This is a genomic window from Streptomyces sp. KL2 (genome assembly GCF_046529545.1).
GTDB classification, from domain to species: Bacteria; Actinomycetota; Actinomycetes; order Streptomycetales; family Streptomycetaceae; genus Streptomyces; species Streptomyces radiopugnans.
The window spans coordinates 1,233,377-1,256,703 of record NZ_CP127170.1 but is presented as its reverse complement, the minus strand read 5'-3'; the positions used below and the strand labels follow the sequence as shown (position 1 = coordinate 1,256,703).

At 74.5% G+C, this 23,327-nt stretch carries 21 protein-coding genes; 17 read left to right on the top strand and 4 right to left on the bottom strand.

Translation table 11 applies throughout. The annotated features are described in order from the left end of the window. Positions 1-18: 18 nt before the first annotated feature. Positions 19-1,239 carry an aminotransferase class I/II-fold pyridoxal phosphate-dependent enzyme gene (locus QPK52_RS05715; RefSeq protein WP_410535939.1) on the bottom strand — a complete coding sequence of 407 codons (1,221 nt, stop codon included), beginning with the start codon at positions 1,237-1,239 and terminating at the stop codon, positions 19-21. Between the two features lie 345 nt (positions 1,240-1,584). Here QPK52_RS05715 and QPK52_RS05710 point away from each other — a divergent pair, with 345 nt between their 5' ends. The 3 genes from QPK52_RS05710 to QPK52_RS05700 all read left to right on the top strand — a co-directional run bounded on the left by QPK52_RS05710 (position 1,585) and on the right by QPK52_RS05700 (position 4,292). Next, positions 1,585-2,922, top strand: a complete 1,338-nt coding sequence (locus tag QPK52_RS05710; protein WP_410535938.1) for a wax ester/triacylglycerol synthase domain-containing protein — start codon at positions 1,585-1,587, stop codon at positions 2,920-2,922. Positions 2,923-3,034: 112 nt separating this feature from the next. Then, positions 3,035-3,427, top strand: coding sequence for a DUF2267 domain-containing protein (locus QPK52_RS05705; protein WP_410535937.1), 393 nt, complete (start codon positions 3,035-3,037; stop codon positions 3,425-3,427). Positions 3,428-3,644: 217 nt separating this feature from the next. Continuing rightward, positions 3,645-4,292 carry a hypothetical protein gene (locus QPK52_RS05700; RefSeq protein ID WP_410535936.1) on the top strand — a complete coding sequence of 216 codons (648 nt, stop codon included), beginning with the start codon at positions 3,645-3,647 and terminating at the stop codon, positions 4,290-4,292. A gap of 46 nt (positions 4,293-4,338) precedes the next feature. On the opposite strand, the gene QPK52_RS05695 is transcribed toward QPK52_RS05700, so the two are convergent. Continuing rightward, positions 4,339-4,794, bottom strand: coding sequence for a tellurite resistance TerB family protein (locus QPK52_RS05695; protein ID WP_410535935.1), 456 nt, complete (start codon positions 4,792-4,794; stop codon positions 4,339-4,341). Between the two features lie 405 nt (positions 4,795-5,199). Here QPK52_RS05695 and QPK52_RS05690 point away from each other — a divergent pair, with 405 nt between their 5' ends. After that, complete coding sequence (locus QPK52_RS05690; RefSeq protein ID WP_410535934.1) at positions 5,200-6,552, top strand: hemolysin family protein; 1,353 nt, start codon at positions 5,200-5,202, stop codon at positions 6,550-6,552. Continuing rightward, the gene (locus QPK52_RS05685) at positions 6,549-7,571 is read left to right on the top strand and encodes a hemolysin family protein (protein WP_410535933.1); all 1,023 of its coding nucleotides are present in this window, start codon (positions 6,549-6,551) and stop codon (positions 7,569-7,571) included. Before QPK52_RS05690 ends, QPK52_RS05685 begins: the two co-directional genes overlap by 4 nt. An 80-nt stretch (positions 7,572-7,651) precedes the next feature. On the opposite strand, the gene QPK52_RS05680 is transcribed toward QPK52_RS05685, so the two are convergent. Both QPK52_RS05680 and QPK52_RS05675 read right to left on the bottom strand, forming a co-directional pair. Continuing rightward, positions 7,652-8,041 (bottom strand): hypothetical protein, encoded by a 390-nt coding sequence (locus tag QPK52_RS05680; protein WP_410535932.1) that lies wholly within the window; start codon positions 8,039-8,041, stop codon positions 7,652-7,654. 102 nt (positions 8,042-8,143) lie between these two features. Continuing rightward, entirely contained in the window at positions 8,144-8,944 is an 801-nt protein-coding gene (locus tag QPK52_RS05675) for an inositol monophosphatase family protein (protein WP_410535931.1), read from the bottom strand. Positions 8,945-9,253: 309 nt separating this feature from the next. Here QPK52_RS05675 and QPK52_RS05670 point away from each other — a divergent pair, with 309 nt between their 5' ends. From QPK52_RS05670 to QPK52_RS05615, 12 genes are all read left to right on the top strand, one after another. Then, positions 9,254-9,889 carry a DUF4352 domain-containing protein gene (locus tag QPK52_RS05670; protein WP_410535930.1) on the top strand — a complete coding sequence of 212 codons (636 nt, stop codon included), beginning with the start codon at positions 9,254-9,256 and terminating at the stop codon, positions 9,887-9,889. A 506-nt stretch (positions 9,890-10,395) separates the two neighbouring features. Then, positions 10,396-10,791, top strand: coding sequence for a nucleotide pyrophosphohydrolase (locus tag QPK52_RS05665; protein WP_410540218.1), 396 nt, complete (start codon positions 10,396-10,398; stop codon positions 10,789-10,791). Further along, the gene (locus QPK52_RS05660; RefSeq protein ID WP_410535929.1) at positions 10,721-11,449 is read left to right on the top strand and encodes a DUF6099 family protein; all 729 of its coding nucleotides are present in this window, start codon (positions 10,721-10,723) and stop codon (positions 11,447-11,449) included. Before QPK52_RS05665 ends, QPK52_RS05660 begins: the two co-directional genes overlap by 71 nt. Before the next feature lie 21 nt (positions 11,450-11,470). Then, positions 11,471-12,394 (top strand): LLM class F420-dependent oxidoreductase, encoded by a 924-nt coding sequence (locus QPK52_RS05655; RefSeq protein WP_410535928.1) that lies wholly within the window; start codon positions 11,471-11,473, stop codon positions 12,392-12,394. A 7-nt stretch (positions 12,395-12,401) separates the two neighbouring features. Beyond that, positions 12,402-13,394: a homocysteine S-methyltransferase gene (gene mmuM / locus QPK52_RS05650; RefSeq protein ID WP_410535927.1), complete on the top strand. Its 993-nt coding sequence runs from the start codon at positions 12,402-12,404 to the stop codon at positions 13,392-13,394. A gap of 65 nt (positions 13,395-13,459) precedes the next feature. Further along, a complete protein-coding gene (locus tag QPK52_RS05645) occupies positions 13,460-14,962 on the top strand; it encodes a 3' terminal RNA ribose 2'-O-methyltransferase Hen1 (RefSeq protein ID WP_410535926.1) in 1,503 nt (500 codons plus the stop codon). Continuing rightward, the gene (locus QPK52_RS05640; protein WP_410535925.1) at positions 14,959-17,583 is read left to right on the top strand and encodes a polynucleotide kinase-phosphatase; all 2,625 of its coding nucleotides are present in this window, start codon (positions 14,959-14,961) and stop codon (positions 17,581-17,583) included. The genes QPK52_RS05645 and QPK52_RS05640 overlap by 4 nt, the downstream gene beginning before the upstream one ends. A 46-nt stretch (positions 17,584-17,629) precedes the next feature. After that, positions 17,630-18,916, top strand: coding sequence for an arginine deiminase (locus tag QPK52_RS05635; protein ID WP_410535924.1), 1,287 nt, complete (start codon positions 17,630-17,632; stop codon positions 18,914-18,916). A 192-nt stretch (positions 18,917-19,108) separates the two neighbouring features. Beyond that, positions 19,109-20,113, top strand: coding sequence for an ornithine carbamoyltransferase (argF, locus tag QPK52_RS05630; RefSeq protein ID WP_410535923.1), 1,005 nt, complete (start codon positions 19,109-19,111; stop codon positions 20,111-20,113). A 161-nt stretch (positions 20,114-20,274) separates the two neighbouring features. Continuing rightward, the gene (locus QPK52_RS05625) at positions 20,275-20,979 is read left to right on the top strand and encodes a pentapeptide repeat-containing protein (RefSeq protein WP_410535922.1); all 705 of its coding nucleotides are present in this window, start codon (positions 20,275-20,277) and stop codon (positions 20,977-20,979) included. Between the two features lie 179 nt (positions 20,980-21,158). Next, the gene (locus QPK52_RS05620) at positions 21,159-22,175 is read left to right on the top strand and encodes an ATP-binding cassette domain-containing protein (protein WP_410535921.1); all 1,017 of its coding nucleotides are present in this window, start codon (positions 21,159-21,161) and stop codon (positions 22,173-22,175) included. After that, the gene (locus tag QPK52_RS05615; protein WP_410535920.1) at positions 22,172-23,035 is read left to right on the top strand and encodes an ABC transporter permease; all 864 of its coding nucleotides are present in this window, start codon (positions 22,172-22,174) and stop codon (positions 23,033-23,035) included. The genes QPK52_RS05620 and QPK52_RS05615 overlap by 4 nt, the downstream gene beginning before the upstream one ends. Positions 23,036-23,327: the final 292 nt, after the last annotated feature.

Here is a 23,327-nt window from a genome sequence, read left to right as displayed (position 1 = left end):
GGCGCGCGGGGGAGGCGCTCACGCCACCACCGCCTCGGGTCGCCCCGGGACGCCCGGCGCCGGCGGGAGCGGGCCCAGCCCGCGCCGTACCCGGGCGAAGGCGTCCAGTACGCGGCTGATGTGGTCGTCGGTGTGGATCGCCTGGGGGGTCACCCGGATCAGCGCCCGGTTGCGGGCCACGGCCGGCGCCACCACGGCGTTGGTGAACACCCCGGCGTCCAGCAGCTCCTGCCACACCCGCAGGCACAGCCGCGAGTCGCCCACGTACACCGGCACCACCGGTGTGGTGGAGTCGCCGGTGTCCCAGCCGAGCGACCGCAGCCCCGCGAGCAGCCGCCGGGCGTGGCCGAACACCCGCCGTCGGCGCTCCGGTTCGGACTCGATGATGCGGAGCGAGGCCAGGGCGGCGGCCGCCGAGGCCGGCGGCATCGCGGCCGAGAAGAGGACGGAGCGGGCGCTGTGGCGCAGGTGCTCGACGACGGAGGCGGGGCCGACCAGCATTCCGCCGACGGAGCCGAAGCACTTCGACAGCGTCCCGGTGACCAGGTCCACCTCGCCGGTCAGCCCGAAGTGCTCGCTCACGCCGCGTCCGCGGGCGCCCAGCAGGCCGATGTCGTGGGCGCCGTCCACCACCAGCCGTGCGCCGTGGCGCCGGGCCAGTTCCACGATGCCCGGCAGCGGGCACAGGTCGCCCTCCATGGAGAACATGCCGTCGGTGACGATCAGCCTGCCGCGGCCGGGCTCGGAGGCGGCCAGCAGACGGCCGAGATGACCGAGGTCGCGGTGGCGGTAGCGGTGGTGGGCGGCGCCGCCCAGCCGTACGGCGTCCACCAGCGAGGCGTGGTTGGACATGTCGGCGAACACGGCGTCGCGCTCGTCCAGCAGGGCGGCGAGCGCGAGGTTGGCCTGGAAGCCGGTGGTGGTCACCAGCGCGGCCTCGCCGCCGACGAATGCGGCCAGCCGGCCCTCCAGTTCCTCGTGGAGCGCGAGCGTGCCGTTGAGCACGCGCGAACCCGAGCAGGAGACGCCGTACCGGCGCAGCGCGCGGGCGGCGGCCTCGGTCACCCGGGGGTCGGCCGACAGCCCCAGGTAGTCGTTGCACCCGGCCATGACCACCGTGCGGCCGTCGAGTTCGACCTCCGCGCCCCGGGCCGTGAGGGGGCGGTAGTAGGGCCGGGAGGCGCTCTGCGCCACCAGGCGGTGGAGAGCCGACCGTTCTTTGCCGAAGACATCCGCCATGCTGTTCCCCGAGGAGGTTGCGTCGGTTATCCGACAGGTTTTCGTGTTCTTGTGCGACCGGCGTCCGCGATTCCACGGGGAAACGGCCCCGGATTCCCTCCGATGGATCCGTGGACCGGGGCCGGTGCGGCGGCGGGCGGCTTTCGCGGGGCGCTCCCGGCCGCGCGTTCGCCGGTCCGATCGCTGAGCCGTCCGGGGCCGGAGGGGCGTCGGTCCTTTTCTCGCCGGACGTTCCGCCAGAATACTGACACAGGATCAGAAAAGGCGCGGACAGGTGACTCGTGCGTTTTCCGGGCGAGCCGTCGAAGATCTGCGCGAGTTCTCGATGAGTGAGCGAGAAGGCGTATGGAGAGAAGCATCGCCCTGTCACCGGTGGAGGAAGTCCACTGCGGTGCGCGCGGAGTTCCCGAAACGGTCGGGATGGCGGCGCTGTTCACCGGCCGGCCGCCTGGGGCGGACGCGCTGCGCGCCCGGGTCGGGGAGCGCTGGGGCGGGTTTCCCCGGCTGCGGCGGGTACTGCTGGCCCCGGCGCCGCCGGCCCGGCTGCGCGGGCACCGCTGGCTGCCGCTCGACCGTTTCGACGCCCGCCGCCACGTCACCGTCGTCCACGCCGCCGACGGAGGTGGCGGCGGCGACCGCGCGGCGTTCACCGCGCTGCTCGGCCGGCTCGTCGCCCGCCCCCTGCCCGCCGGACTGCCGCCCTGGCGGCTGACGCTGGTGGCGGGCGCGGACCGGGGGCGGTTCGCCGTCGTGCTGACCGCCCACCACGCCCTGCTGGACGGCCGGTCCCTGGAGATCCTGCTCAGCTCCCTGTTCGACGGCACCCCCGGGCGCGGCGGCCGGAGCGGCACCGGCGTGCGGGCGGTGGAGGCGCTCAGCGCCGCCCACCCGGACCGTGCCCGCCCCGGCCTGTCCCGTCCCTCCGCGGCGCTCGGCCCGGGACGGGCCCTGCCGCTGCCCCGCGGCCGCCGCCCGGAGCCGGACCTGGCCTGGACGGAGGTGGACGCGGACGCGGTACGGGCCGCCCGCCGCGCCCTGCCGGGCCTGGGCGCCACCCTCAACGAGGTGCTGCTGGCCGCGGCCGCGGGCGCCCTGCGCACCGTCCACGGGGACCCGGAGCGCTGGCCCGGCGCACCGCGCCCGCTGTACGGGGCCTTCCCGGTGGACCTGCGCGCGCCGCGGGAGGACCGGATGCTCGGCACCGCCGTCTCGGCGGTGCGGGTACCGCTCCCCGTGACGGCCGCGGACCCCGGGGAGCGGCTGGCGGCCTGCCGGGGCGCGCTGGCCGCCTTCGGGCCGCTCCGCGGCGGCGCGGACACCGTCCGCCGCGCGGTCGGCGCCGCCGCGCTGCTGGGCCCCTGGGCGGTGCGCCTGCTGGCCGCGCTGAGCTGCTCGCCGGGCTTCTGCCCCGTGACCTGCCTGGCTTTCGGCTGGCCGCGCGGCCCGTGGTCCCTGGACGGACGGCCGCTGGAGCGGATCGTCCCCCTGCCGCCCGTACTGGCTCCCGGCAGCGTCTGCCTGGCCCTGACCGACCACGCGGGCGCGTACACCCTCACCGCGGTCACCCACACCCTCCCCGGCATCGCCCGGCCGCTGGCCGACGCACTCGCCCGCGAACTGACCGGCCTCGCCCGGCCGCCCGAGCCCGAGCCCGCGCACGCGCCCGGTGCGCCGGGGCGCTGACGGCCCCGCTCCGGGCCGAACGTTCCGCGCCGGGCGGTTCGCCGGCGCGATCCGTGGAACGCGGAACGGGCCGCCGAGGTGATGTCCGCCGACCGATGAGGAGGGGTGGCCGATGAGGTACGACGAGTTCCTCGCCCGGGTCCGCGAGCTGGGGGAGTACAGGGACCGGCAGGAGGCCGAGGAGGTGACCACGGCCGTGCTGGAGGTGCTCGCCTCCCGGATCACCCCGGGGGAGACCGAGGACCTGGCCGCCCAGCTGCCCGGCCCGCTGGGCGACTTCCTGGTGGAGAGCAGCCCGGACCGGCCCGAGACGTACGGCGTGGAGGAGTTCTGCCGACGGGTGGGCGAGCGGACCGGGTCGCGGCCCAGGACCGCGGAGTGGGACGCCAGCGCCGTGCTGTCCACCACCGCCGGGGCGATCTCCGGGGGCGAGCTCAACCAGGTCCTGAGCCAGCTCCCCTCCGGCTACGCCGCGCTGTTCGGCAAGCCGGAGCTGAGCGACTGAGCCCGCGGTCGAGCCACCGGACCCACCGGGCACCGGACCCGCCGGGCACCGGGTCCCGGGCTCTCCGCCCGGGCCGCGGCGGCGGGAGGTGAGAGGCGGCGGAGTCGCGGCGCGACGGCGCGCGGCGCGTACCGCGCCACCTCCCGGCGCACACAACAACCTCATTCGCTCTGCGTAATCACTTGTAACGCTGAGCTATCACGGTCACCGTGGGGGCGTGACGAACGAACCCGCGACCGCCTCCGTCCGCTCCGACCGCCCCGCCGGGCCCGTACGGCACCTGCCGCGCCCCGGTGCGCGCCCCGCCGTGCCCGGCCCGGCGCGGGCCGTGCTCCGCCCGGGCCGGTGGGGCGGGCGGGTGCGCGCCTACCGGGCCGACGTCACCGCCGAGGGGCCGGTGGACGGCGTCCCCGTCGCCGTGCTGCTGGGCAGGTACACCGGTCCCAGCGGCGGCCTCGCGCTGCGGTGGCTGCGCGGTCAGGCCCGCCGGATCGCCGACGGGCTCGACCCCGACCCGGTGACGGCCCGCTGGGCGGCGGAGGGCACGCTCGGCCGCGTGCCGGACCGGCCCGGGCGCAGTGCCGACGTACCCGCGGAGCTGCGGCGGTGGTGCGCGGACGAGGAGCGGCAGCGGGCCGCGGCCGAACGGCTCGCCGAGGGGCTTTCGTTCCGGCTCACCGTCGCCGACCACACCGGAAGCTACGCGCTGCGGGTGTGGCCCGTCGGCGTGGTCGTCCCCCGCTCGGGCACGTCGCCGCTCACCTATGTGCGCTGGCCGCACCAGCTCCCGCCCTGGTCGCCGGAGCCCCGTCCCGCCGCGGCCTCCCCGCATCGGGGGGCGGGCTCGCACCCCCTGCCCCGGTGACCGGGGCGGGCCCGGCGTCCGCCGCCCGGACCGCGCGGGGGGCCGGTCAGAGCCCGAACTCGTGGAGCGGCAGGTCGAGCAGGTGGCAGACCTCGCGGACCACCACCAGCTCGGCGGCGTCGAAGTAGCCGTCGGCCGCGCCGACGGCTATGCCGATCCGGACGACGGCGCGCGCCTCGGCGGGTCTGCGCGCGGCTTTGGCGACCTCCCGCAGGGCCTCGGCCCGGTTGAGGTCGAAGTCGGTGGTGAGCCGGTCCAGCCAGCCCTCGAAGCGGCCGCACAGCTCGCCGGCGGGGAAGGCCCTGAGCACCTGGTCGTGTTCGATCAGCTGGGCGACGCGACGGCGCTCGGCCGGTTCGATCGTTCCGTCGGCCGCTGCGACGAGCGCGCACATCGCCATGCTCGCGTCGCGGAACGCGCCGCCTCTGAGTTCGTTCCTCTTCGCGGCCAGCCGGCCCCGCACCGTCCGGGCGGACTCCGCGAGGCGGTTCCACAGGGCCATGAACACTCCGGGTGTCGGGAGGATCTCGGGCCGTGCCGACGCGGCCCGGACGGAAATCGTAAGGGCCCGGGTCCGCCCCGTCGTCCCCGCTTCCAATGTTTCTACAAAATTGTAGAATCACTGGAGCGCCCCGATGCCGCGGGGTCCGGAGGGGGTGGAGCGCGCCCCCGCGCCCGGGGTCGCCCGGGGGCGCGGGGCCGGGACCGGAGCCGGGTCGGGGTTCCGGCCGCGGCAGCGGCGCTTTGCCAATCCTTTACACTTCATCGGGAGGCCTCGGCCCGACCCGAGGTACCCGGCCCCCGACCGACCCAGAAGGAGCAGCACACCCACCATGGGCGAACCTCCCAGTACCAGCCGTGTCACCCGCGGCCGCTCCGCGACGAGTCCGGGAGCGGGGGTGGCACGGTGACCGAGGTACTGCTCCTGCTGGCTGCCATGGCCCTCGTCCTGGCCTGCGCGGTCTTCGTGGCCGCCGAGTTCTCCCTGACCACCGTCGAGCGGGGCGAGCTGGAACGCGCCGCCCGCCAGGGGGAGCGCGGCGCCGGGAGCGCGCTCAAGGCCGTCCGCCAGCTCACCCTCCAGCTCTCCGGCGCCCAGCTCGGCATCACCGTCACCTCGCTGGTCATCGGCATGCTCGCCGAACCGTCCCTGGCCGCACTGCTGCGCGGACCGCTGCGCGACGTCGGGCTGGGCCCGGCCGCCTCCTCGGTGGCCACCGTGCTGGGCGTGGCCGTCTCCACGGTGGTGCTGATGGTGGTCGGTGAACTGGTGCCCAAGAACTGGGCGATTTCCAGCCCGCTGACGGTCGCCCGCGTCGTCGCCGGGCCGCAGCGCGGCTTCACCGCCGTCTTCGGGCCCTTCATCCGCCATCTGAACGGCACCGCCAACCGCTTCGTGCGCCGCTTCGGCCTGGAGCCCACCGAGGAGCTGGCCTCCGCGCGCAGCCCGGACGAACTGGTCTCCCTGGCCCGCCGCTCCGCCAGGGAGGGTGCGATAGAGGAGGACTCCGCCGAACTGTTCGTGCGCACCCTCCACCTGAGCGAGCTGAGCGCGGAGAACGTGATGACCCCGCGCGTGGACGTACGCGCCCTGGAGGCGCACGCCACCGCCGCCGACGCCGAGAACCTCACCCTGGCCACCGGCCTGTCGGTCTTCCCCGTCTACCGCGGCACCCTGGACGAGGTGATCGGCACCGTCCACATCCGCGACGTCCTGGCCCTTCCGGCCGACCGGCGCTCCGCCACCCCCGTCACCGAACTGCTCGGCGAACCGCTGCTGGTGCCCGAGACCCTCCCGGTGGACAGGCTGCTGGAGCGACTGCGCGCCCGCCGCACCATCGCGGTCGTCATCGACGAGTACGGCGGCACCGCGGGAGTCGCCTCCGTGGAGGACATCGTCGAGGAGGTCGTCGGCGAGGTCCGCGACGAGCACGACCCGCTGGAGGAACCCGACCTGCGCCCCGCCGCCCCCGCCCCCGACGGGCGGGCGCGCTGGGAGGCCGGCGGCGGCGCCCGCCTGGACGTGCTGGCCGCGATCGGACTGGCCGCGCCCGAAGGCCCCTACGAGACCGCCGCCGGCCTGATCGCCGCCCGCCTGGAGCGCATCCCCGTACCCGGCGACACCGTCCAGGTCGCCGACTGGGAGCTGTGCGTCCTCGACGTCGAGCACCACCGCGCCGACCGCATACGGATCACCGCCCCCGCGGGGGCCGCCTCCGCCGGAGCGGCCGGCCGCGCCCACCGGGAGGACGCCCGATGACCGCCCTGCAACTGACCATCGGCGCCCTGATGATCCTGGTCAACGCCTTCTTCGTCGGCGCCGAGTTCGCCCTGATCTCGGTGCGCCGCAGCCAGATCGAGCCGCACGCCGAGAAGGGCGTCAGGCGGGCCCGCACCACGCTGTGGGGCCTGGAGCACCTGTCGGCGATGATGGCCACCGCCCAGCTGGGCATCACCGCCTCCTCCCTGGTGCTGGGCGCGGTCGCCGAACCGGCGATCGCCCATCTGCTGGAGCCGCCCTTCGAGGCCGTCGGCGTCCCCGGCGCACTGGTCCACCCGATCGCCTTCGTCATCGCGCTGGCCCTGGCGACCTATCTGCACATGCTCATCGGCGAGATGGTGCCCAAGAACATCGCCCTGGCCGCCCCCGTGCCCACCTCCCTGCTGCTGGGGCCGCCGCTGGTCGCACTCACCCGCGCCCTGCGACCGGTGATCTTCGGTGTCAACGCCTTCGCCAACGCCCTGCTGCACCTGCTCAGGGTCGAGCCGAGGGGCGAGGTCGCCTCGATCTTCACCGACGCCGAACTCGCCCGCATGGCACGGGAGGCCAGCGAGGCCGGGCTGATCGAGCCGGGCGGCCACGAGCGGCTGCGCGAGGCGCTGGAACTGGGCAGCCGCCCGGCGGCCGAGGTGCTGGTGCCCCTGGCCGAGATGCACACCGTCGATCACACCGTCACCCCCGACGAACTGGAGCGCACCGCCACCACGGTCGGCTTCTCCCGGCTGCCGGTCACCGGCCCCGGCGGCACCGTGCTGGGGTACCTGCACGTCAAGGACGCCATCGGCGTCGTGCACCGCGACCGGCCCTTCCCGCCCGAGGCCCTGCGCACCGTCGTACGCCTGGGGGCCGGCACCCCGCTGGACGACGTCCTCACCACCATGCGCGCCGCCGGCACCCACCTGGCCGCCGTCACCGGCGAACGCGGCGAGCTGCTGGGCTTCGTCACCATGGAGGACGTCCTGGAGAAGCTGGTCGGCCCGGCCCCGGCCGCGCACTGAGCGGCCGTCCGGGCGCCCTGTCCCGAGCCGGTTCCGGGCCGGTCCCGAGCCGGTTCCGGGCCGGCCCGTACCGGCCGCCGTCAGCCGTCCTCCCCCTCCCACGGCTCCCCGGTCTTCGCCAGGTGGATCACCGCGTGACCGTAACCGGGCCAGTCGGTGGGGCAGGGCGGCCCGACATGGACCTGGACGGTGATGTCGGAGCGGTCGTCGGGCCCGCCCATCAGCAGGAGTTCCAGCTCGGAGGCGATGTCGCACAGGTCCTCGGCCACCTCGGGCGTCTCCCTGGCCACCGCCGCGTGGATGACCACCTCGCCGGGGCGCGGTTCCACCGACAACCCCAGGACGTCCCCGCCGACACGGCCCAGTGCGGCCTGGCAGGTACGCAGCAGCAACTGGTCGCGGCGGAGCAGCGCCCGCACCTCGTCGGGCGGCAGACTGGGCGCGTAGTACAACTCGGCGGGGTGGCGCATGCGCGTACGGTAAGGGGTCGCCGCGCGCTCCGCCACGGGAACGCCCTCATCCGTATCGCACCGTCACCGAGCCCGTGCCCGGCTGCCCGAGCCGGCGCCCGGCTACCGGATCCGCGCCCGGCACAGGGCGGCCAGCTCCCGGGCCAGCGGCCCGCTCCCCGCCACCAGGACCGGGGCCCCGAAGGCGTACGGCCGCCCGTCCCCGTCCAGCACCGTCCGTCCGCGGCGGCGCAGCAGTGCCGCCCCGGCGGCCACGTCCCAGGGCTTGGCGCCGACGCATACGCAGGCGTCCAGCCATCCCTCGGCCACTCCGATCAGGTCCAGGCTCATGCAGCCCTGCATCCGCACCCGGTACGCCCGCTCCAGCAGGGCGGCCAGCAGTCTCCCGGACGGGGAGCCGCCCCCTCCCGCCCCCGTGACGCCGACCACCGCCCGGGACAGCTCCCGGGCGCCGGACGGCTCCGGGACGTCCGGGCCCACCGTGTCGGTGTCCGGGGCCGAGTCCGTACTCCACCGGCGGCCCAGGGCCGGGGCGTGGACCACGCCCAGCGCGGGCTCGCCGCCGTCCACCAGCCCCAGGGAGACGGCGTGCAGCGGGGCGCCGCGCGTGAAGTTCATCGTGCCGTCGATCGGATCCAGCAGCCAGCAGCGAGGCGGCACCGAACCCCCCTCCTCCCGGTCCGTCTCCTCGCCGACGACCGGGATGCCGGGCGCGTGCTCCCGCAGCACACGCGTGATGCGCCGCTCCACCTCGGCGTCGGCGGCCGTGACCTCCTCGCCCGAGGCCTTGAACCGCCGCCGCGACCACTCGTCCCCCGCCTCCGCGAGCCACCGGACCCCGGCGTCGACGGCCGCCTCGGCGACGCCGAGCAGACGGGCGAGCGGCTCACGGTCGGATCCCACAACAGGTTCGGTGCGCATTCCCCCAGTGTTTCCGCGGACTCGTCTCCCATCCGCGGCGGGCGGGCCGTATGAGCGAGGGAGGCCCGGCGCGTGGTTCTGCGTGCGCGCGCCGATCCCATCGAGGTGTGGTTGATGAAGCGCGCTTACAAGTGAGTTGTGAACTCAGTTTCCGTGTCATATGGTTGTTCGCGGAGCGCGCGCCCATGGCCCGTCGGTCGACCCGGCCGGGTGGGGCGTGCCGGGGTCCGGCCCGGCCGAGCGCCATGCCTCTGAGGTCCGGAGGCAGCAGCATGAGAAGAGGGGGGTCTGATGGCCCAGCACAATCCCGGTCCCCAGTACCAGCAGTGGGGCCCCGGCCGGCCGCAGCAGCCGGTGCCGCAGGCGCCACCGAAGAAGTCCGGCGCGGGGAAGATCATCGGCTTCGGCTGCCTCGGCGTCGTCGCCTTCTTCGTCGTGATCGGCGTCATCGGTGCGGCTCTCGGCGCGGGCGGTGACGAGAACGCGGGGAAGCCTCCCGCGTCGTCGGCCCCGAAGGAGCCCGGTGGCGAGGAGGGGAAGGGGGAGGGCGAGGAGAAGCCGCGGGAGGAGCCCGAGGAGGAGCCCGAGGAGGAGGCTCCCGCGCCGATCCGGATCACGGCGGAGACCACAGACTTCCGGCCCACCATCCTCACCAACGGCGAGGAGCACACCTCCGTGCTGGTCACGGTCGTCAACAACAGCGCGGAGAAGGTCGACGTCAACCCGCTGTACTTCGACGTCACAGCCTCGGACGGTTCCAAGTACGACGCCGAACTCGCCGCGGACGAGCGCCAGATCGACACGGTCGAACTGGCCAAGGGGGAGAAGGTCACCGGCACCGTCACGGTCAAAGGGAAGATCGAACCGAAGACGGTCACCTTCACCAACGGCCTCTTCGGCGACTCGGTCAGGGCGGACGTCGGATAGCGGCCGAGCCGCGCCACGAGCGCGGAGCCGGGACCGGAACCGAGCCCGGTCCCGGGCGGTGACGGGCAAGTGGTGCGAGAAGTGGTGCGGGAACCGGCGGTGGACACGCTGGTGTGGCGCCCCGGGGGGAGCGCTCGACCGGGGGCCCGCCCGGGAGGACGGCGCCGGCCGGCCGTCCGCCCGGCGCCGGGCGGACGGCTGCGGTGGACAGCGCGTACAGCGCCGCCCGCGGATGCGTACACCACCCGCCTGGACGTGCGTGGTCGCCTGTCCCTCCCGGTGGCGGGAGCCACGGTGGAGAGCGTGATCAACATTCCCGGATCCCGCACCCGCGCCGGCCGCCCCCCGGGGCCGCCCCGGGGACGGGGGGCGCCCGGGGCCCGGCTGGTAGACCTGGGGGCGTGAACGACGGACAGATGCACGGAAGCGGCGGGACCGGCGGGAACGCCGGAGACAGCCGGGAGGAGGCGCGCCACCCGGCGCCGTACGGGCGGCCCGGGGGCAGGATGGGCGAACTCCAGCGCAGGCTGGCCGAGTTCGCGGCGGCGCGACGGTGGGAGCCGTACCACACGCCGAAGAACCTGGCGATGGCGCTGGGCGTGGAGGCCGCCGAACTGGCCGAGATCTTCCAGTGGATGACACCCGAGGAGTCGGCACGGGTGATGGACGACCCGGGTGCGGCGGGGCGGGTCGCGGACGAGGTCGCCGATGTCCTCGCCTACCTGCTGCAGTTCTGCGAGGTGCTGGGGATCGACGCACTGGCCGCGCTGGAAGCCAAGATCGAGCGGAACCAACAACGCTTTCCCGTTGCGGAGAGTGACGGGCGGACCGATGGGGGAGTCGGCGAGACGGACGGCCCCGGCGGCGCGCAGGGGAAGGCCAATCGTCACTCTTCGGAGTGAAGGCGTTCTCCACAGTGTCGAGTTTTTCCACAGTTTTCCCGAACCCCCTAGCCAAACGCGACTGCGGGTATCACGCTGGGTAGCGGATTATCGCGGAGGGAAAAGGTGGATGGATGCGGTACCACTCATTGAGATCACGCGGCGAGCGCTCGCACACAGTGAGGAAGCGGCTGACGTCGTTACCGAGGCGTGGCAGGCGCAGGCGCTCGCGGAGGCGGTAGGGGTCCACCTGGCCATGACGGGCCCGCCCGAGGTGCGGGCCCAGGCCGGTGGACTGCGCGAGGCGAGCGGACGCGCCTGCGGTTCGCTGCGCGGCCCCGGGCAGCGGTCCGACGGGGCGCGTGCCGCTCACCTGACGGAGATGAGCGACCCCCTGTCGGCCCTGCACGAACTGGGCGATCTGCTGGGCGAGGCCGGGGGCGCCCTGGTGCGGGTGGCGGTCGACGCGGAGGAGGAGGGGCTCTACTGGAGGTGCATAGAGGGCATCGACGCCGCCGACGAGTGCGGTGACAGGGTGACGGCGATCCTCAGACGGCTCGCCCTCAGGCCCCGGCCGTTCCGCCGGGCCCCGCCGGTGGGCGGGGCCCCGGCCCCGCCCGTGGGCGAGGGCGCCGCGCCGGTGTGCGGGGACGGCCTGCCGGTACGGGAGGGCGCGTAGCGAAGGTGCAGGATGGAGGGCATGGATCTGCGCATCTTCACCGAACCCCAGCAGGGCGCCTCCTACGACACCCTCCTCACGGTCGCCAAGGCCACCGAGGACCTGGGCTTCGACGCCTTCTTCCGCTCCGACCACTACCTGAAGATGGGCGATGCCGACGGGCTGCCCGGCCCGACGGACGCCTGGATCACCCTGGCCGGCCTCGCCCGCGAGACCAGGCGCATCCGGCTGGGCACCCTGATGACCGCGGCCACCTTCCGCCTGCCGGGCGTCCTGGCCATCCAGGTGGCACAGGTCGACGCCATGTCGGGCGGACGCGTCGAACTCGGCCTGGGCGCCGGGTGGTTCGAGGCAGAGCACACCGCGTACGGCATCCCGTTCCCCAGGCAGAAGTTCTCCCGGCTGGAGGAGCAGCTGGAGATCGTCACCGGGCTGTGGGCCACCGAGCCGGGCAAGACGTTCACCTACGACGGCGCCCACTACAAGCTCGCCGACTCGCCCGCGCTGCCCAAGCCCGCACAGGCCAAGGTCCCCGTGCTCATCGGAGGCATGGGAGCCAAGCGCACCCCGGCTCTGGCCGCGCGCTTCGCCGACGAGTTCAACGTCCCCTTCGTCTCCGTCGAGGACAGCGAGCGGCAGTTCGGCCGGGTGCGGGCCGCCGCCGAGGAGCACGGCCGCGCCGCGGGCGATCTGATCTACTCCAACGCCCTGGTCGCCTGCGTGGGCCGGGACGACGCCGAGGTGGCGCGGCGCGCGGCGGCCATCGGCCGCGAGGTGGCGGAGTTGAAGGAGAACGGACTGGCCGGCTCCCCGGCCGAGGTGGTCGACAAGATCGGCCGCTACGCCGAGGCGGGCTCCTCCCGGATCTACCTCCAGATCCTTGACCTGCACGACCTGGACCACCTGGAGCTGATCTCCTCCCAGGTGCAGAGCCAACTGGGGTGAGCCCGGCATGAGCACGCCGCCCGCGCCCGCGCCCGCGCCCGTGCCCGCGCCAGGGCTTCCACTCGCGGACGCCCTGGCACGCGGCCCCCTCGTCCTCGACGGCGGGCTGTCCAACCAGCTCCAGGCACAGGGCTGCGACCTGTCCGACGAGCTGTGGTCGGCCCGGCTGCTCGCCGACGACCCCGCCCAGGTCCGGGCGGCCCACACCGCCTACGTACGGGCGGGGGCGCGGGTGCTCATCACCGGCAGCTACCAGGCCTCCCATCCCGGTTTCGCCCGGCGCGGGCTGGACCGGAAGGAGACCGACGCCCTGCTGCGCCGCAGCGTGTCCCTGGCCCGCGCCGCCGCGGGCACGGCCGGCGAGCCGGTGTGGGTGGCCGCCTCGGTCGGCCCGTACGGCGCGGTGCTCGCCGACGGCAGCGAGTACCGCGGCCGGTACGGGCTGACGGTCGCCGAGCTGGAGCGCTTCCACCGGCCCCGCGTCCAGGCGCTGGCGGCCGCCGCCCCGGACGTCCTGGCACTGGAGACGGTGCCCGACGCCGACGAGGCCGAGGCCCTGCTGCGCGCCGCGGCCGGCTGCGGGGTGCCGGTGTGGCTGTCGTACACCGTCGCCGGCCGGCGCACCCGCGCCGGCCAGCCGCTGGCGGACGCCTTCGCCGTCGCCGCGGGGAACGACCAGGTGATCGCGGTCGGCGTCAACTGCTGCGATCCGCGCGACGCCGCGCCCGCCGTACGCCTGGCGGCGCGGGCCACGGGAAAGCCGGTGGTCGTCTACCCCAACAGCGGCGAGGGCTGGGACGCGGCGCGCGGCGCCTGGACGGGCGAGGCCGCCTTCGACCCGGCCGCCGCCCGCACGTGGGTACGCGACGGCGCCCGGCTGGTCGGCGGCTGCTGCCGGGTGGGCCCGGCGGAGATCGCCGCCCTGGCGGCGGAAGCCGGGACGGGGGCGGGGCGCGAGACCGAACCGGGCGAGGGGCAGGGAGCGGAGCCGGAAGGGTAGCCGGGCGCTCCGCCCCGCCGGAAAACCGGTGGGGCGGCACACCCGAACGGGCCATACTCGCTCAGGTGTTCCTGACGATGACCACCACCGGCAGCGCCGAGCGGCCCGCCACCGACCTCGGATTCCTGCTGCACAAACACCCCGACCGGGCGCAGGAGTTCTCCACCTCCCACGGCACCGCGCACGTCTTCTACCCCGAGGCGGAGGCCGGGCGATGCACCGCGGCGCTGCTGCTGGAGGTCGACCCCGTCGCCCTGGTCCGCCGCGGCCGGGGCAAGGGACGCGGCGGCGCACCCGACTCGGCCCTGGCCCAGTACGTCAACGACCGCCCGTACGCGGCCTCCTCGCTGCTGGCCGTGGCGCTGGGCGCGGTGTTCTCCAGTGCGCTCAAGGGCCAGTGCCGGGCCCGCCCCGAACTGCCCGGGCGCGAGCTGCCCCTGCGGATCGAGGTGCCCGCGCTGCCCGCCCGCGGCGGCCCCGAGCTGGTCCACCGCCTCTTCCGGCCGCTGGGCTGGACCGTCGGCGCCGAACCGGTGCCGCTGGACGCCCGCTTCCCCGAGTGGGGCGACTCCCGCTACGTGTCGCTGGTGCTGGAGGGCGAGGCGCGGCTGGCCGACGCGCTGCGCCACCTGTACGTCCTGCTGCCGGTGCTGGACGACGCCAAGCACTACTGGGTCGCCCCCGACGAGGTGGACAAGCTGCTGCGCGCCGGCGAGGGCTGGCTGGAGCACCACCCCGAACAGGAGCTCATCGCCGGCCGCTACCTCAGCCGCCGCCGGAGCCTCACCCGCGAGGCCCTGGAGCGCCTGGAGCTCGCCCGTCTCGCCGAGGCCGACGGCAGCGAGCCCGAGGAACTGGACAACGCCGTGGACGAGAGCGCCGACACCGACGAGCGCCCCGCACCGCTGGCCGTCCTGCGCCGCGAGGCGATCCTGGCCGCCCTGCGCGAGACGGGTGCCGCCCGTGTCCTGGACCTGGGCTGCGGACAGGGCCAGTTGGTGCGGGCGCTGCTGAAGGACGCCCGCTTCACCGGGATCACGGGCGTGGACGTGTCGATGCGAGCTCTGCACGAGGCACGGCGCAGACTGCGCCCGGAGCGGATGTCCGAGCGGCAGGCCGCCCGCGTCACCCTCACCCAGGGCTCGCTGACGTACACCGACCCACGGCTGTCCGGCTACGACGCGGCCGTGCTCAGCGAGGTGATCGAGCACATCGACCCGCCGCGTCTGCCCGCTGCCGAGTACGCCGTCTTCGGCGCGGCCCGGCCGGGGACGGTCGTGGTCACCACCCCCAACGCCGAGTACAACGTGCGCTGGGAGACCCTGCCCGCGGGCGAGGTGCGCCACCACGACCACCGCTTCGAGTGGACCCGTGAGGAGTTCCGCGCCTGGGCGCGCGCGGTGGCCGAACGGCACGGCTACACGGTGGAGTTCCGGCCCGTCGGCGACGACGACCCCGAGGTCGGCCCGCCCACCCAGCTCGCCCTGTTCCGCCTCGCCACCGAGGCGCCGGCCACCGGGGCTCCGAACACCGGGGCCCCGAACACCGAGAAGGAGGCAGCCGCATGACGGACCGCATCCCGGCGCCCGCCCCGGCCGGTACGACGGAACCCGCCCCGGCCCGTACGAAGGCCCTCGCCGTGCCCGACCTGTCCCTGGTGGTGCTGGTCGGCACCACCGGGGCGGGCAAGTCCACCTTCGCCCGCACCCACTTCGCGCCCACCCAGGTCGTCTCCTCCGACTTCTGCCGCGGCCTGGTCGCCGACGACGAGAACGACCAGAGCGCCACCCCCGACGCCTTCGACGTGCTGCACTACATCGCCGGCAAGCGGCTGGCCGCCGGACGCCTGACCGTGGTGGACGCCACCAACGTGCAGACCGAGGCCCGCCGGCAGCTCGTGAAGCTGGCCCGCGAGCACGACGTGCTGCCCGTGGCGATCGTCCTCGACGTGCCCGAGGACGTCTGCGCCCGGCGCAACGCCGTCCGCCCCGACCGCGCGGACATGCCCGCCCACGTCATTCCGCGCCAGCGGCGCGAACTGCGCCGCTCGCTGCGCTCCCTGGAGCGCGAGGGCTTCCGCAAGGTGCACGTCCTGCGCGGAGTGGAGGAGGTGGCCGCCGCCCGGATCGAGCTGGAGCGGCGCTACAACGATCTACGGCACCTGACCGGCCCGTTCGACATCGTCGGCGACGTCCACGGCTGCCGCGCCGAACTGGAGGCCCTGCTGGGCAGGCTCGGCTACGCGATCGAGCGGGACGCGGCCGGCCGAGCGGTGGACGCCCGCCACCCGGAGGGGCGCACCGCCGTCTTCGTCGGCGACCTCGTCGACCGCGGCCCCGACAGCCCCGGGGTGCTGCGCCTGGTCATGGGCATGGTCGCCGCCGGGCACGCGCTGTGCGTCCCCGGCAACCACGAGAACAAGCTCGGCCGGTACCTGAAGGGCCGCAACGTCCGGCACACCCACGGACTCGCCGAGACGATCGAGCAACTGGAGAGGGAGGCCGCCGCCGACCCGGAGTTCCCCGCGCGGGTGGAGGAGTTCATCGGCTCGCTCGTCAGCCACTACGTGCTCGACGGCGGCGCGCTGGTCGTCTGCCACGCCGGGCTGCCCGAGAAGTACCACGGCCGCACCTCCGGCCGGGTCCGCTCGCACGCCCTGTACGGCGACACCACCGGTGAGACCGACGAGTTCGGCCTGCCCGTGCGCTACCCGTGGGCCGAGGACTACCGGGGCCGGGCCGCCGTCGTCTACGGCCACACCCCCACCCCGCGCGCGACCTGGCTCAACAACACCATCTGCCTGGACACCGGCTGCGTCTTCGGCGGAGCCCTGACCGCCCTGCGCTGGCCCGAGCGCGAACTGGTGGACGTCCCCGCCGAGCGGGTCTGGTACGAGCCGGTGAGACCGCTGACGGCGGACGCGCCCGGCGGGCACGAGGGCCGCCCGCTCGCCCTGGCCGACGTGCACGGCCGCCGCGTGGTGGAGACCGGCCACGCCGGCCGCGTCGCGGTGCGCGAGGAGAACGCCGCCGCCGCGCTGGAGGTGATGAGCCGCTTCGCGATCGACCCGCGCCTGCTGCCCTACCTCCCGCCGACGATGGCGCCCTGCGCGACCTCGAAGCTGGAGGGCTACCTGGAGCACCCGGCCGAGGCGTTCGCCGAGTACCGGGCGGCGGGCGTGGCGAAGGTGGTGTGCGAGGAGAAGCACATGGGCTCGCGCGCCGTCGCCCTGGTCTGCCGCGACGAGGCCGCCGCGGCCGAGCGGTTCGGCGTGACCGGCGGGGAGACGGGCGCGCTCTACACCCGCACCGGACGCCCGTTCTTCGACGACCGGGCCCTCACCGAGGAGGTCCTCGCCCGCCTGCGCGCCGCCGCCGACGGCGCCGGGCTGTGGCGGGAACTGGACACCGACTGGCTGCTGCTGGACGCCGAACTGCTGCCCTGGTCGCTGAAGTCGGCCGGGCTGCTGCGCCGGCAGTACGCGGCGGTCGGCGCCGCCGCGGGAGCCGCCTTCCCCGGCGCGCTGGCCGCGCTGGAGGCGGCGGCCGCCCGGGGCGCCCAGGTGGACGGGCTGCTGGCGCGGCAGCGGGAGCGCGCGGCGGACGCGGCGGCGTTCACCGAGGCGTACGGCCGGTACTGCCGTCCGGTGGACGGGCTGGAGGGCGTGGAGCTCGCGCCCTTCCAGATCCTCGCCTGCCGCGGCCGCAGCCTGGCCGCCGTACCGCACGGCGACCAGCTCGCCTGGCTGGACCGGCTGGCCGACGCCGACGGCACCGGGCTGCTGCGCCGCACCGGGCGGCTGGTGGTGGACACCGGCGACGAGGCGTCCGTCGCGGCGGGCACCGACTGGTGGCTGGAGCTGACGGCGGCCGGGGGCGAGGGCATGGTCGTCAAGCCGCTGGAGGCGCTGGTGCGCGGCCCGGACGGGCGGCTGGTCCAGCCGGGTGTGAAGTGCCGGGGGCGGGAGTACCTGCGGATCGTCTACGGCCCGGAGTACGTCCGCGAGGAGAACCTGCGGCGGCTGCGGGTGCGCCACCTGGGCCACAAGCGCTCCCTGGCGCTGCGCGAGTACGCGCTCGGTCTGGAGGCGCTGGACCGGCTGGCGCGGGGCGAGCCGCTGTGGCGGGTGCACGAGGCGGTCTTCGCCGTCCTGGCCCTGGAGTCGGAGCCGGTCGACCCCAGGCTGTGACCGCGTCCCCGGGTGTAGCCGCCCGGCTCGGGGTGAGGATGGTGGCATGGGATTCCACGTCGACTCCGAGGCCGGGCGGCTGCGCCGCGTCATCCTGCACCGCCCCGACCTGGAACTGAAACGGCTCACGCCGACCAACCGGGACGACCTGCTCTTCGACGACGTGCTGTGGGTGCGGCGGGCCCGCCAGGAGCACGACGGCTTCGCCGACGTCCTGCGCGACCGGGGCGTGGAGGTCCACCTGTTCGGCGACCTGCTGGCGGAGTCCCTGGAGATCCCCGCCGCCCGCGCCTTCGTCCTGGACCGCACCTTCCACGAGAAGGAGTACGGGCCGCTGGCCGCCGACCACCTGCGGGCCGTCTTCGACGAGATGTCCGGGGCGGAGCTGGCCGAGGCGCTGGTGGGCGGGATGACCAAGCGGGAGTACCTGGAGCGGCATCCCGAGCCGGTCTCGGTGCGCTTCCACGTGATGGACCCGGACGACTTCCTGGTCGCCCCGCTGCCCAACCACCTGTTCACCCGTGACACCTCCGCCTGGATCTACGACGGGGTCTCCATCAACGCCATGCGCTGGCCCGCCCGGCAGCGCGAGACGATCCACTTCGAGGCGATCTACCACCACCACCCGCTGTTCGCCCGGTCCTCCGGCGCACCGGACCCCGGCGCACCAGGCCCCGTCGCACCGGGCTCCAGCCCCTCGCGGGAGGGCTTCCACATCTGGTCCGAGGGCCAGGGCGCCTACCCCTCCACCATCGAGGGCGGGGACGTGCTGGTCATCGGCAACGGCGCGGTGCTCATCGGGATGAGCGAGCGCACCACCCCGCAGGCGGTGGAGATGCTCGCCCGCGGCCTGTTCGCGGCGGGCTCGGCCAGCACCATCGTGGCCCTGGACATGCCCAAGAAGCGTGCCCTGATGCATCTGGACACCGTGATGACGATGGTCGACGGCGACACCTTCACCCAGTACGCGGGCCTGGGCATGCTCCCCTCCTACACCATCGAGCCCGGGGCGGCCGAGTCGGAGCTGAAGGTCACCGACCACCCGCCCGAGCACATGCACCGCGCCATCGCCGCGGCCCTGGGCCTGGACGGCATCCGCGTGCTGACCGCCACCCAGGACGTGCACGCCGCCGAGCGCGAGCAGTGGGACGACGGCTGCAACGTGCTGGCCGTCGAGCCGGGGGTGGTCATCGCCTACGAGCGCAACGTCACCACCAACACCCATCTGCGCAAATGCGGGATCGAGGTCATCACGATCCCCGGCAGCGAGCTGGGCCGGGGCCGGGGCGGGCCGCGCTGCATGAGCTGCCCGGTCGAGCGCGACGCGGTGTAGGCGCGGCACGGGTGCGGGCACGACCGCGACCGCGGGCCGCGGTCGCGGAGAGTCCGGGGTCTTGAGGCGTACGGGGGCGTCCGGCGGCGTATGGTGCGGCCGGGGGGCACCCTGTCTGCATAGTGATGCGAGGGTGTGTATATACTTCCGGCTTTCCCGCCGTATCCGACGCGACAGTCCCTAGGAGCCCCCATGGCGATCGATCTCACGGGCCGCCACTTCCTCAAGGAGCTGGACTTCACTCCCGAGGAGTTCCGCCATCTGGTCGAGCTGGCCGCCGAGCTGAAGGCGGCCCGGCGGGCGGGCACCGAGGAGCAGCGGCTGCGCGGCCGCAGCATCGCGCTGATCTTCGAGAAGACCTCCACCCGCACCCGCTGCGCCTTCGAGGTCGCCGCCGCCCAGCAGGGCGCCCACACCACCTACCTCGACCCGTCCGGCTCCCAGATCGGCCACAAGGAGTCGGTGCGGGACACCGCCCGGGTGCTGGGGCGGATGTACGACGCCATCGAGTACCGCGGCAGCGGCCAGGAGGCGGTGGAGGAACTGGCCGCCCACGCCGGCGTCCCCGTCTACAACGGGCTGACCGACGAGTGGCACCCCACACAGATGCTCGCCGACGTGCTCACCATGACCGAGCACTGCGACAAGCCGCTGAACGGGACCGCCTACGCCTACCTCGGCGACGCCCGCAACAACATGGGCAACTCCTACCTGGTCACCGGAGCCCTGCTCGGCATGGACGTCCGCATCGCCGCGCCGCGGGGCCTGTGGCCGGAGGAGTCCGTGGTGGCCGAGGCCCGCTCCCTGGCCGAGCGCACCGGCGCCCGCATCACCCTCACGGAGAAGGTGGAGGAGGGCGTGCTGGGGGCCGACTTCGTCGCCACCGACGTGTGGGTGTCGATGGGCGAGCCCAAGGAGGTCTGGGAGGAGCGCATCGAGCTGCTGCGGCCGTACGCCGTGACCATGGACGTCCTGCGCGCCACCGGCAACCCGCACGTCCGCTTCCTGCACTGCCTGCCCGCCTTCCACGACCTGGGCACGGCCGTGGGCCGGGAGATCCACCAGCGGTACGGCCTGGAGTCGCTGGAGGTGACGGACGAGGTGTTCGAGTCGGAGCACTCGGTCGTCTTCGACGAGGCGGAGAACCGCATGCACACCATCAAGGCCGTCATGGTCGCCACCCTCGCGGGGGCGTAGGCGCTGCCACCCTCGCGGGGGCGTAGGCCCGCCCCGTGCCCTCCGCGGGGGGCGTGGGCGGGGCCGCCCCCGCGGAGGGCACGGGGCCTTGTCGGCGGGCGTTGTCAGAGGGTGCGCCTAGGCTGCGGACGACACCTTCCGCCCGGACCGGAAAGGCCCCCATGCCCGCCCAGCGAAGCCCGCGGACCTCACGGATCCCGCCGACCCCGCCCGCCCCGCGCGAACTGGCCGACCTGCCCTACGCGGAGTACCTCCGGCCCTTCGACGGCGGCGGGCGGCTGGAGCGGGACCGCACCTACGACACCGTCCACTTCGACGGGGAGGGCTTCCGGGGCGCGGACGCCGGCGGCGCCGGCTTCGTCGAGTCCGCCTTCACCTCGGTGGAGTTCGACGGCGGCCGCTACCGGCGGGCGCGCTTCAACGACGTGTGGCTGCACACCGTGCGCTGGGTGGGCGCGGATCTGGCCGAGACCGACTGGACGGACGCCGAGGCCGTCTCCGGCGCGCTGGCCGGGGTTGAGGCGTTCGAGGCGCGGATGCGCCGCGTGACGTTCTTCAACTGCAAGTTCGACTCGGTCAACCTCCGTGCCGCGCGCCTGCGCGACGTGTGCTTCGCGGACTGCCTGCTGCGCGACGTGGACTTCGGGGAGGCGGCCCTGGAGGGTGTCGCCTTCCCCGGCTCGGTCCTGGACGGGGTGCGGCTGGAGAAGGCGAGGCTCGCGCGGGTCGACCTGCGCGGCGCGGCCGGGCTGGGGATCACGGCGGGCCACGACTCGCTCAGGGGTGCGATCGTCGGCGCGGCGCAGCTACTGGACCTCGCTCCCGCGCTCGCCCGGGCGCTCGGCATCGAGGTCCGCGACGACTGAGGAGGCGCACTTTGCCGGCACATCCGTTACGAGCCCGGAGACCGGGCGGACCCGGGTCTCCCGGGGAATCCGGGAGACCCGGTGGGAGAAACCCCCGGGAAGCGATGAGTCCGGAGCCCCCGGACGGTCCGATGGTCGAGGGAAACCGCAGAACTGCCGAGCGACGAGGACGACGGAACATGGGCGAGAACGCATCCGGCCTGGCGATCGAGACATCGGGGCTGGTCAAGGTGTTCGGGGAGACCCGCGCGGTGGACGGAGTGGACCTCGCCGTTCCGGCGGGCACGGTCTACGGGGTCCTCGGCCCCAACGGGGCGGGGAAGACCACCACGGTCAGGATGCTCGCCACCCTGCTGCGCCCCGACGGCGGCCGGGCCCGGGTCTTCGGGCACGACGTGCTGCACGAGGCCGACGCCGTACGCGCCCGGGTGAGCCTGACCGGGCAGTACGCGTCGGTGGACGAGGACCTGACCGGGGTGGAGAACCTGGTCCTGCTGGGCAGGCTGCTGGGCCACCGCAAGCCCGCGGCCCGGCGCCGGGCCGAGCAACTGCTGGAGGCGTTCGGGCTCGCCGAGGCGGCGGGGAAGCAGGTCAAGCACTACTCGGGCGGCATGCGGCGCCGCATCGACATCGCCGCGTCCATCCTCAACACCCCAGACCTGCTCTTCCTGGACGAGCCGACCACCGGCCTGGACCCGCGCAGCCGCAACCAGGTGTGGGACATCGTGCGGGCGGTGGTCGCCCGTGGCACCACGGTGCTGCTGACCACCCAGTACCTCGACGAGGCCGACCAGCTCGCCTCCCGCATCGCCGTCATCGACCAGGGGAAGGTCATCGCCGAGGGCACCAAGGGCGAGCTGAAGGCCTCGGTGGGCGCCGGCGCGGTGCACCTGCGGCTGCGGGACGCCGACCGGCGGCCCGAGGCCGAGCGGCTGCTCGCCCGCGTCCTGGGGGCGCGGGTCCAGCTCGACCCCGACCCGGTCGCCCTGACCGCCCGCGTCGGCCTGCACGGCGACGGTGCGGGCGCGGCCGAACAGGCCTCCCGGGCGCTGGCGGAGCTGGCCCGATCCGGCATCACCGTCGACACCTTCTCGCTCGGTCAGCCCAGCCTGGACGAGGTCTTCCTCGCCCTCACCGACCGCCCCGCCGCCCGTACCGGCGCCCCCGCGAACGAGGAAGAGGAGATCCCGGCATGAGCACCGCCACGACCCGCGGACAGCGCACCGACGAGACCGGCGAGCAGGCTCCCGCGGCCGCCGACGCCCTGGCCGGCCTGCTGGTGTCCGGGGAGCGCCCGCCCCGCCCCAGCGCCTGGGCCGCATCCGCCGCCTTCGGCTGGCGGGCGGTGCTGAAGATCAAGCACGTGCCCGAGCAGCTCTTCGACGTCACCGTCTTCCCGATCATGATGGTGCTGATGTTCACCTACCTCTTCGGGGGTGCGCTGGCCGGGTCGGCCGACCAGTACGTGCAGTTCCTGCTGCCGGGCATCCTGGTGATGAACATCGTGATGATCACGATGTACACCGGGGTGGCGGTCAACATCGACATCGCCAAGGGCGTCTTCGACCGGTTCCGCACCCTGCCGATCTGGCGCCCCTCGGCGATGGTCGGCTACCTGCTCGGCGACATGCTGCGCTACACGATCGCCTGCGCGGTGATGCTGGCCCTCGGCCTGGTGCTGGGCTTCCGCCCGGCAGGCGGCGTCACCGGGGTGGCGGCCGGAGTGGCGCTGCTGATCGTCTTCGCGTTCGCCTTCTCGTGGATCTGGACGATGTTCGGCCTGATGCTGCGCACCGAGAAGTCGGTGATGGGCGTCAGCATGATGGTGATCTTCCCGTTGACGTTCCTCAGCAACGTCTTCGTCGACCCGGCCACCATGCCCGGCTGGCTCCAGGCCTTCGTCAACAACAGCCCCGTGACCCATCTGGCCTCGGCGGTGCGCGGCCTGATGGCCGGCGACTGGCCCGCCACCGAGATCGCCTGGTCGCTGGGGTGGGGCGCGGCGCTGGTGGCCGTCTTCGGAACGGCCACCATGCGCCTGTACAACCGCAAGTGAGCGCTCGTGCCGCCCCTGGGCGGAGGGGAGACATCAGCCCCCGTCCGCCCAGGGGCCGCCCGGGGCGCAGGTCTCGTCGCAGATGGGCAGCGGCGGGGGCGGGGCCGCCGGGGCGGCCTCCTTGACGGCCGCGACCTTCTCCGCGTGGTGCGCAGGGTCGGCCAGGCGCCCGCCCGGCAGCCCGTCCTCCAGGCGTGCCCGGGGCGCCGCGCGGCAGGGGACGGGCGGGTTCGGCGGGTGCGGTCGGAGGAGTCCATGACGCCCACCATGCGGGCCGGGTCGTTTCGGCGGG

Bases quoted from the DNA above. Each gene is read 5' to 3' on its own strand.
- QPK52_RS05695 (WP_410535935.1), bottom strand. From the start codon at position 4,794: ATGGCCCTGTGGAACCGCCTCGCGGAGTCCGCCCGGACGGTGCGGGGC.
- QPK52_RS05660 (WP_410535929.1), top strand. From the start codon at position 10,721: ATGGGGGAGTCGGCGAGACGGACGGCCCCGGCGGCGCGCAGGGGAAGG.
- QPK52_RS05705 (WP_410535937.1), top strand. From the start codon at position 3,035: ATGAGGTACGACGAGTTCCTCGCCCGGGTCCGCGAGCTGGGGGAGTAC.
- QPK52_RS05680 (WP_410535932.1), bottom strand. From the start codon at position 8,041: ATGCGCCACCCCGCCGAGTTGTACTACGCGCCCAGTCTGCCGCCCGAC.
- argF (WP_410535923.1), top strand. From the start codon at position 19,109: ATGGCGATCGATCTCACGGGCCGCCACTTCCTCAAGGAGCTGGACTTC.
- QPK52_RS05685 (WP_410535933.1), top strand. From the start codon at position 6,549: ATGACCGCCCTGCAACTGACCATCGGCGCCCTGATGATCCTGGTCAAC.
- QPK52_RS05635 (WP_410535924.1), top strand. From the start codon at position 17,630: ATGGGATTCCACGTCGACTCCGAGGCCGGGCGGCTGCGCCGCGTCATC.
- QPK52_RS05640 (WP_410535925.1), top strand. From the start codon at position 14,959: ATGACGGACCGCATCCCGGCGCCCGCCCCGGCCGGTACGACGGAACCC.
- QPK52_RS05715 (WP_410535939.1), bottom strand. From the start codon at position 1,239: ATGGCGGATGTCTTCGGCAAAGAACGGTCGGCTCTCCACCGCCTGGTG.
- QPK52_RS05710 (WP_410535938.1), top strand. From the start codon at position 1,585: ATGGAGAGAAGCATCGCCCTGTCACCGGTGGAGGAAGTCCACTGCGGT.
- QPK52_RS05655 (WP_410535928.1), top strand. From the start codon at position 11,471: ATGGATCTGCGCATCTTCACCGAACCCCAGCAGGGCGCCTCCTACGAC.
- QPK52_RS05615 (WP_410535920.1), top strand. From the start codon at position 22,172: ATGAGCACCGCCACGACCCGCGGACAGCGCACCGACGAGACCGGCGAG.
- QPK52_RS05670 (WP_410535930.1), top strand. From the start codon at position 9,254: ATGGCCCAGCACAATCCCGGTCCCCAGTACCAGCAGTGGGGCCCCGGC.
- QPK52_RS05665 (WP_410540218.1), top strand. From the start codon at position 10,396: ATGGGCGAACTCCAGCGCAGGCTGGCCGAGTTCGCGGCGGCGCGACGG.
- QPK52_RS05620 (WP_410535921.1), top strand. From the start codon at position 21,159: ATGGGCGAGAACGCATCCGGCCTGGCGATCGAGACATCGGGGCTGGTC.
- QPK52_RS05625 (WP_410535922.1), top strand. From the start codon at position 20,275: ATGCCCGCCCAGCGAAGCCCGCGGACCTCACGGATCCCGCCGACCCCG.
- mmuM (WP_410535927.1), top strand. From the start codon at position 12,402: ATGAGCACGCCGCCCGCGCCCGCGCCCGCGCCCGTGCCCGCGCCAGGG.